Source organism: Yersinia massiliensis CCUG 53443 (genome assembly GCF_000312485.1).
In the GTDB taxonomy this organism is placed as follows: Bacteria; Pseudomonadota; Gammaproteobacteria; order Enterobacterales; family Enterobacteriaceae; genus Yersinia; species Yersinia massiliensis.
On record NZ_HE997658.1, the window covers coordinates 1 to 1320 of the forward strand.

Genomic DNA, 1320 nt, shown 5'->3' on the forward strand with positions numbered 1-1320 from the left:
CGCTGTTTAACCAGACCCTGATCGGCAACGGCACACTGAATGTGGCGAAGAACGATGCCAGCACGGCATTTAACTTCGGTGCTGCGGTGGGCGGCGCGTTCAGCGGTATCGTTAACCTGACCAACTCCTATTTTTGCTTTAAGCGCTGACAACACCGCCGCACTGGCGAATGCCACGCTGAAGCTCTCCGCGAACAACGTCACCACCGTCGGCACCACCGATCGCACGGTGCACGGGTTAGATCTGAGCGGCGGCACCCTGATCTTTGACGGTGCTGCGCCACAATCAGAGGCCAGCGGTGTGGTGACGGTGACAGACTTGGCGCTCAATAGCGGCACGGTCAGTGTCACGGGCACCGACAGTTGGACGAACCAAAACCCGGTCATTGCGCCGAATGTGTCACTGCTCGATCAGGATCGGGGCGATATCATGCTGGCGTTGATCAACGCTGCTAGCGTGACCGGTGATGTAAGTGGGCTGGATCTGATGATCAACGGCACCTCGGTCGCCTCCGGTACGCAAGGCGTGATCTCTTCTATCTTGCAGGGCGGCACGGCGGTAGCGAATGCGACCCATAATTATGGCCTGACCAGCAGTAACGGCAGCGGCGGCACGGGCCTGTATGTCAATTACAGCCTGAGCGCGCTGGAACTGTTAACTGACGATGCCGATGCTTTGTTACTGGCAACAGACAGCAGCGCGTCCTCGAATAAGACCTTGAATGCACTGGTTTCCGGTGTGGGTGGTTTGCAGATTGATGCCACTAACGGGGCGTTAACACTGGCAAACGGCAGTAACAGCTATCAGGGCAAAACCACGGTCAATGCCGGTGAGCTGATTCTGGGGGCAAATGGTGCCTTCGGCGCGACGTCATTGCTGGATATCGCCAGCGGTGCCAGCGCCAATATCAACGGCCATACGCAAACGGTCGGAGCCATCACCAACGCCGGAACCGTGACCTTAGGCACCGGTGGGGTACTGAACAGCACAGGCGCGCTGACCAACAGCAATATCTTGAATCTTACTGGAGGGACGCTGAATCTGGCAGCGGGCGGCACTTCTAGCGCCACCGGCGGCTTAACCGGTGCCGGTACGCTGAACATCAACGGCGGCGATTTGGCGGTCAGTGGCGCGAACAGTGGCTTAAGCGGTCAAACGCTGATTGCGTCGGGTGCCTCTGCCACCTTGAACGGTGCAGGGACATTGGGCAGCAGTGCCATTAATGTGCTGGGTGATCTGAATCTGAACGGCGCGAATGCCGCCTTCGCGAATGTGCTGAGCGGCACTGGCGATATCAATACCAATGCCGCGGTGACGCTG

At 58.5% G+C, this 1320-nt stretch carries 1 pseudogene; it reads left to right on the forward strand.

Annotation, left to right across the window (positions count from 1 at the left end):
* Positions 1–228: 228 nt before the first annotated feature.
* Positions 229–1320: pseudogene (locus BN68_RS22815) on the forward strand (autotransporter outer membrane beta-barrel domain-containing protein); the annotation flags it as partial.